The sequence below is a fragment of the Myxococcus sp. AM009 genome (genome assembly GCF_013372605.1).
GTDB lineage: Bacteria > Myxococcota > Myxococcia > Myxococcales > Myxococcaceae > Myxococcus > Myxococcus vastator.
The window spans coordinates 1-7,054 of sequence record NZ_JABXEP010000259.1; the positions used below are offsets into that span (position 1 = coordinate 1).

Genomic DNA, 7,054 nt, shown 5'->3' on the forward strand with positions numbered 1-7,054 from the left:
GCCCCGCCCGGTGAACCAGTCCACCAGCCGGTACGGCGCGCCCACCGTCACCAGGTTCGCCGCCACCGCCGCGCGCGTCGCGCTGTCGAAGGCCGTGCCCGCGTGCGCCAGCGCGGCGCCGTGGCGGCGCACGTAGGTGCCGTCGTTCATCGTCTCCACCAGCAGGCGGACGGGCGCCTGGAGGTCGTAGGCGTCCAGCGGCTCGGCGCACGCCTGGGAGGCGTCCAGCCGCTCGAAGCCGTTGACCACCAGCACCGGCGACTCCGCGCCGCCCGGCGTCCGCACGCCCACGGTGGCGGACGGGAAGCCCTCGCCGCCCGCGCTCACCGCGGCCACGCGGAAGTAGCGCGTGGTGCCCGGCGCCAGCGTGGCGCGGAACGACAGGCCCGCCTCGTCCGTGCCGTCGTCCCAGCCCAGCCCGTCCGCGCTCTGGTAGACGCGGTAGCCGGTGGGCGCGTCGCGGCCCTCCTCGTCCGGGTTGGCCGGCGGCGCCGCCCAGCGGAGCTCCACCGTGCCGCCGCTGCCGTTGAGCGCGGCCACCGCCTCGGGCGGCTCGGGCGGCAGGACGACGGGCACGCTGTCCCGGGCCGCGTAGTACTTGATGAGGCCCTGGAGGATGGCGCGCGCGGCCACCCGGCGGAACGCGGGCTCCTTCAGCCGGTTCGAATCGGTGACGTTGTCGTGGTAGGCGATCTCCAGCAGCACGGACGGCATCTCGTTGTTGTGCGTGGGGTTCACCTCGCCCAGGTTCGCCGAGCGCAGGTTGCGCACCCGCCAGCTCGGGTCCACCTCGCGGCGCATGTCCCGCGCCAGCTCGTCCAGCAGCGCCCGCGCCAGCACGTCACTGCCCGGGAACCCGGTGAAGTTGAGCGTGCCGTCCACCGGGTTGGGCCCGTACACGTAGGCCTCCGAGCCCGACACGTTGCCCGACGTGGACGCGTTGGTGTGCCACGCCACGTACACCGCGTCCTCGCCCTCCTCGTGCAGCCACGCGGCGAAGCGCGGGCGCGCGGTGACGTCCGCGTTGCGCTCGTTGGACAGCGCGTTGGCCCCCGTGGGCGCGTACACCGTGCGCGGCGCGCCGCTGAACTGCACATGGTAGCGCGCGGACTCCTCGTAGCGGGGCCGCGCCAGGGGCGCCATCGCATCGTCACCGATGACGCCGCTGCCACCGCCAAAGCGCACCGCGTCCAGCGACAGCGTGCCGCCCTCCGCCGTGTCATTCAACGCCACCACCGCGCCGGAGTCCGGGTGCTGCCCCGCCTTGAAATAGAAGCGCCCCAGCAGCACCCACGTCCCGCCGTGACGGCGCTGATTGACGCGGAAGTGGCTCTCACCGCCCGCGTGCTTCACCACGTAGTGCGCGTCCGGCGCGCGCGTGGGGTCGGCCGCGTAGGAGACGTAGACGTGGTAGCTGCCCTCGGCGGGGAGCTCCGGCGCCCACGTCGCGCTCGCGGTGACACCGCGCGCGGAGGCCATCACCCGCGTCGTGCCCAGCGCGAAGGGCTCCACCCCGTTGCCCATGGGCGTGGGCGGCGTGCCCCAGCCGGGCTGCGCGGAGGCGTCGAACACGTCGCCGTCCTCCGAGTAGCCGGCCTGCCCGTCGTCGACGATGGCCATGTGCCTATTGAGGTCCGGCTCACGCAGGGGCACCACGGTGGCGCCGGCGCCCGTCAGCATGGGCAGCAGGTACTGGTTGAGCACCTCGGCGGAGATGAGGTCCTCCACCACGGCCCAGGTGTTCGGCCGCTGCGTGGCCCAGCGGTTCAGCGGCGCGCTGCGCGTGAAGCCGTGGCCCGGGCTCAGGTACACCACCTTGCCGGAGAGCGCGCCCGTGCGCTGGCGCGTCTGCGGCACGCCCGACTTCGTCCCGGAGGCGCCCGGCCGGAGCTCACGCCGGACCACGGGCGGCTCCTCGGCGGACAGGCGGCGCGTCTCATGCGGCCGGGGCCCGGGCATCGGCACGTACCGCGCGCCCGGCGGCTCCAGGCCACACGCCCCCTCGTCCAGCGCAGGGTCGTGCGCGGCGTGGGATTCGGCGCGGGCCAGGGAGGAAGTCAACACCAGCGCGAGAAGTGCGCCACCCAGACGGACACGAAGCGGGTAGGAAGGGGCATTCACAGGGTCGGACCATACCCCTTCATGACGAAGGGGCAATCCGTCCCACGGGTGTTAGCCTCCCCCGCGCCTTCGCCATCGATGAACGCACCTGCCCGGCCACCCGCGTCCTTCCCTCCCCGTCACGGCTCGGGGCTGCTCGCCTCCTTCGGCCATGCGTGGGCGGGGCTCATCCACACCGTCATCTACCAGCGCAACATGCGCGTCCACCTCATCGCCGCCGTGCTGGTGGGGCTGGTGGGCAGCGGCATCGCGCTGGGGCTCGCGGAGAAGGTGACGCTCATCTTCTGCGTCCTGCTCATCTTCTTCGCCGAAATCCTCAACAGCGCGCTGGAGCACCTGGTGGACCTGGCCGTCCAGCAGTTCGACGAGAAGGCCCGGCTGGCCAAGGACGCCGCCGCCGCGGGCGTGCTGGTGCTCGCGCTGGGCACGGTGGTCATCTTCGCCGCCATCCTGGTGCACAACTGGGACACGGTGCGCACCAGCACCGACGCCATCGTCCGCCAGGTGGTGCTGGGGCTGCCGCTGACGGCCTGCGTCCTGGTGCTGGTGCTGCCGCGGCGCCGTCCCGCGTGGGTGGATGTGGCCGCCTTCACCGCGGGCGGCGTGCTGATGGCGCTCCAGGCCACGCAGACGGCCAGCAGCGTCTTCAGCGCCCTCACCGCGGGTCTGCTCTTTATCGCCGGCGCGGCTGCGTACCAGCGGAGGCGGGAGCAAGGGGCGCCCCGCGCCTGACGCTTCCAGCTCAGGCGTGCGGGCGGAGCTCCGGGGCCTGCTCCTGCGCCGCCTGGACCGCCGTCGCCTTGTCGCCTTCCTTGATGTCCGTCGTCACCAGCTCGAGCAGCTCCGTGGCGATGCCAATCACCTGGTGCGGGGTGTAGCCGCTCGCGCGCAGCTGGTTGAAGAACGTGCGCGCCAGGATCCGGGTGCCCTTTTGATCGGTGCTCAAGGTCAGTGCCTCCATGAAGCGGCCGGGAAGGAGCCCCGCCTAATCACGATACGGCCCTGTTTCAACCCCCGTGCCAGCCAATCTCTTCCACACGGATTCCTCAACATTTCCCAAGGGTTGAAGTAGACCAAGGCCCCGGAAGGCCCTGGAGGGCAGTGCGAACGCGGTTGCGCAGTTCTCGGCGGTACGGGGGATTGGCGAGGGGGGGTGCATCAGCGGGTTCGCACCCGGATTTCAAGGGCTTGCAATCTTTCAACGGGGCGGCGAGATACGCGCCCCACCAGGAGCGGATGGTCATGGCGTATCGGGTGAACAACATCGGGCTGTGGCTGGACGAGCCGGAGGAGCTGCTTGGTCAGCGCGCCGCGGAGAAGCTGGGCGTCACCCGCTCCGACCTCGCGTCCGTGCGGGTGGTGCGCTCCGTGCTGGACGCGCGGAAGAAGGGCAGCCCGCGCTACATCTACACGCTGGAGGTGGAGCTGGCCCGGGGCAAGCAGCCGGCGAAGCTGCCACCGGACGTGGGTGAGGCGCCGCCGCCTCCGGAGCCGCTGGCCCCGGTGAAGGCGCCGGAGCAGTGGCCCATCATCATCGGCACGGGCCCCGCGGGGCTCTTCGCCGCGCTGGGCCTGCTGGAGCGCGGCGTTCGCAGCATCCTGCTGGAGCGGGGCCGCGAGGTGGTGTCGCGCCGCAAGGACGTGGCGAAGCTCATGCGCGACGGGACGCTGGACCCCGAGAGCAACATGAACTTCGGCGAGGGCGGCGCGGGCGCGTACACGGACGGCAAGCTGTCCACGCGCATCAACCACCCCATGGTGCGCAAGGTCATCGAGGCCTTCGCCCGCTACGGCGCGCCGGACCACATCCTCATCGAGGGCAAGCCGCACATCGGCTCGGACCTGCTGCCCGGCGCGGTGGCGAAGCTGCGCGAGGAGCTCATCGCCGGCGGCTGCGAGGTCCACTTCAGCACGCGCGTGGACGACCTGCTCTACAAGGATGGCCACATCGCGGGCGTGAAGCTGTCCGACGGCCGCACGCTGGAGAGCAACCGCGTCATCCTGGCCCCCGGCAACTCCGCGCGCGAGCTGTATGAGCGCTTCGCCGCCGACGGCCAGGTGATGGTGGAGGCCAAGCCCTTCGCCCTGGGCTTCCGCGCCGAGCACCCGCAGGCGCTCATCAACGGCATCCAGTACGGCAACGCGGCCAAGAACCCGCGCCTGCCCCCGGCGGACTACAAGCTGGCGGAGAACCTGGAGGTGGACGGCGAGGTGCGCGGCGTCTACTCGTTCTGCATGTGCCCCGGCGGCATCGTGGTGCCCACGCCCACGCAGGACGGGCTCCAGTGCACCAACGGCATGAGCAACTCGCGGCGCAACGCGCGCTACGCCAACGCGGGCATCGTCGTGTCCGTGTCCGTGGCGGACTTCGAGCGCGAGGGCTTCCGCGGTCCGCTGGCGGGCCTGGAGTTCCAGCGCCACTGGGAGAGCAAGGCGCATGAGCTGGGCGGAGGCCGCTTCTACGCCCCGGCCCAGACGATTCCGGACTACCTGGCCGGGCGCGTGAAGAAGGCCCCGGGCGACACCAGCTACCGCCCCGGCCTGGCGCACACGGACCTCAACCAGCTCTTCCCGGAGCGGCTCACCGAGTCGCTGAAGCAGGCCCTGCGCACCTTCGAGCGGAAGATGCGCGGCTTCATCAGCGAGGAGGGCAAGCTCATCGGCATCGAGAGCCGCACGTCGTCGCCGGTGCGCATCACCCGCGGCGAAGACTTGCAGTCAGTGTCCATGAAGGGCCTCTACCCGGCGGGCGAGGGCTGTGGCTACGCGGGCGGCATCGTGTCGTCCGCCATTGATGGACTGCGCGTCGCTGAGCAGATTGCCACCGAGCTGTCCTGACGGACGGCCGGGAGGAGGGCGCATGGGATACGTCGTGCGGACGCCGGAGGGCGAGCTGGTCTACCCCAGCCTGCTGGAGGTGGAGCGGGCCTACGTCCAGGGGCTGGTGGACGCGGAGGACGACGTCCGGGAGGAGACCGCCACCACCTGGCGCAAGGCGGCGAGCATCCCCGTCCTGGCCCGGGCGAAGCCCGCGCGCTCGGGGGCCATGCAGCGGGGACAGGTGCTTCGCGTGGCGGCCGTGGTGCTGCTGAGCGCGCTGGCCCTGTCCCTGGTGTTCCGTGACGAGCTGCGGCTGCGCGGCATCGGCATCGTGCTGGCGCTGGTGGCCAGCACCCTGCTCTTCCAGGTCACCACCCAGGCCTTCAAGCGCGCGCCTGGCGGAGGCTGAAGCAACGGGGCGACGGCGCACGGGCCCGCCCGCCCGGCTGCCCCCCGACGTGGCGCTCCGGGACGGGCAGCCATCCACGGGCCAGCGCCCCATGTTCTCCCCTGGCAGCACGCCCCGGGGCGCCGGTGCCCTCGGGTCGCCGCGAGAGGAGAACCCATCGTGCTCAGCACCTTTTTGTCCCGCGACGCCGCCCGCCGACTGCGCCATGGCGCGCCGTGGTTGCGCCGGGAAGACATCGTCTCCATGGAAGGCACGCCGCAGCCCGGCGAGCCCGTGCAGCTTCGGGACGAGGACGGCTCGGTGCTGGGCCTGGGTGACGTGGATTTAGACGCGTCCTACGCGGTGCGCCGGCTCGGCCAGCCGGACGAGGTGGTGGAGGGGCTCATCCCTCGCCACCTCCGCCACGCCTTCGAGCGGCGGGGCCGGCTGGTGGACGACCCGCGCTTCTGCCGCGTCGTCAACGATGACGGAGACGGCCTGCCCGGCCTCATCGTGGACCGCTATGACACCCACTACGTGGTGCAGACGCTCACCCGCGCCATGGACGCGCGCCATGAGGAGCTGACGCGCGCGCTGGTGGAGGTGGCGGGCGCGGGCGCGGTGCTGCTGCGCAACGACACCCTTCGCCGAAAGGCGCTGGGGCTGCCCACGCAGCGCCCCCACGTCCTCTACGGCACCCCACCCCGCTGGTGCCGGCTGCTGGAGCTGGGGGCCCGCTTCACCGTGGACCTCACCTACGGCCAGGGCACGGGCTACGCGTATGACCAGCGCGAGGTCCGCCGCTTCGTGGCGCGCATGGCCCAGGGTGCGCGCGTGCTGGACGCGTGCTGCAACGTGGGTGGGCTCTTCGTCCACGCCGGCGTGCACGGCGCCCGGTACATCCTCGCCTTCGACGCCAACGCGGACGCCGCGGACCTGGCGCGGGAGAACGCGGAGGCCAACGGCCTGCTGGGCCGGGTGACGGTGGAGACGGGCAAGCCCCTCCAGGTCCTGCGTGCGGTGCGCGACACCTTCGACCTGGTCCTCCTGGACACACCGGCCGTGGCGACGGACGAGGAATTCGTGGAGTTGCTGCGTCACGCGCTTCGCAGGACGCGCCACGGTGGCTGGCTGATGGTCACCGGGTACCATCCACCCCTCCCCCAGGACGGCTTCGACGAGCTGGTGGCCACCGCCTGCGAGGGCGAGGCCCGCATCGCCACCCGCCTGGCCCGCCCAGGGCTGCCGCCGGACCACCCGACCCTGGCCGGCTCCCATGGGGCGGAGCACCTCCACGCGGTGGCGTTGGAAGTCAGCTGAAGCCGTCCCCCCGCGCGGCCGCTGGAGTGCTAGTGTCCGCCGCCGCAATGACCAACGAAAACGTGCCCGAGTCCGCGCCCCCCACCCAGGAAGGTTCCGTGGAGACCGTCCGCAAGGTGTATGCGGCCGACCTGCGGGAGAAGGACCGCGTCCATACCGTCTTCCGCGTCACCAAGAAGGAGAAGGTGACCGCCCGCAGTGGCAAGGTGTTCGTCGCCGCCACGCTCGTCGACAAGAGTGGCGAGGTGGACGCGCGCGTCTTCGACAACGTCGACGCGCTCGAGCCCGTCTTCCAGCCGGGTGACTTCGTGCTCGTCCAGGGCAACGTCATCCAGTTCCACGGCCGCTCCCAGATTGTCGTGGAGGCCGTGGAGCGCCTGGACCCCGAGCCCCTGGACCCCAAGG

The 7,054-nt window shown here is 71.9% G+C and carries 7 protein-coding genes; 5 read left to right on the forward strand and 2 right to left on the reverse strand.

Going from position 1 to position 7,054, the window contains the following annotated elements; translation table 11 throughout:
* Window positions 1–1,959, reverse strand: a 1,959-nt coding sequence (locus HV824_RS34235; protein WP_255208571.1) for an N-acetylmuramoyl-L-alanine amidase, incomplete at its 3' end; no start/stop codon positions are given.
* Window positions 1,960–2,199: 240 nt separating this feature from the next.
* Here HV824_RS34235 and mprA point away from each other — a divergent pair.
* Entirely contained in the window at window positions 2,200–2,853 is a 654-nt protein-coding gene (gene mprA, locus HV824_RS34240) for an MprA protease, GlyGly-CTERM protein-sorting domain-containing form (RefSeq protein ID WP_176417123.1), read from the forward strand.
* Window positions 2,854–2,863: 10 nt separating this feature from the next.
* Here mprA and HV824_RS34245 read toward each other — a convergent pair whose 3' ends face one another.
* Complete coding sequence (locus HV824_RS34245; protein WP_237080347.1) at window positions 2,864–3,067, reverse strand: hypothetical protein; 204 nt, start codon at window positions 3,065–3,067, stop codon at window positions 2,864–2,866.
* A 296-nt stretch (window positions 3,068–3,363) separates the two neighbouring features.
* On the opposite strand from HV824_RS34245, the gene HV824_RS34250 reads away from it, so the two are divergent.
* From HV824_RS34250 to HV824_RS34265, 4 genes are all read left to right on the forward strand, one after another.
* Complete coding sequence (locus tag HV824_RS34250) at window positions 3,364–4,959, forward strand: NAD(P)/FAD-dependent oxidoreductase (protein WP_176417121.1); 1,596 nt, start codon at window positions 3,364–3,366, stop codon at window positions 4,957–4,959.
* 22 nt (window positions 4,960–4,981) lie between these two features.
* Window positions 4,982–5,350, forward strand: a complete 369-nt coding sequence (locus HV824_RS34255; RefSeq protein WP_176425139.1) for a hypothetical protein — start codon at window positions 4,982–4,984, stop codon at window positions 5,348–5,350.
* Window positions 5,351–5,509: 159 nt separating this feature from the next.
* Window positions 5,510–6,649 carry a class I SAM-dependent methyltransferase gene (locus tag HV824_RS34260; protein WP_176417119.1) on the forward strand — a complete coding sequence of 380 codons (1,140 nt, stop codon included), beginning with the start codon at window positions 5,510–5,512 and terminating at the stop codon, window positions 6,647–6,649.
* A 47-nt stretch (window positions 6,650–6,696) separates the two neighbouring features.
* Window positions 6,697–7,054, forward strand: a 358-nt coding sequence (locus HV824_RS34265; RefSeq protein WP_255208572.1) for an OB-fold nucleic acid binding domain-containing protein, incomplete at its 3' end; no start/stop codon positions are given.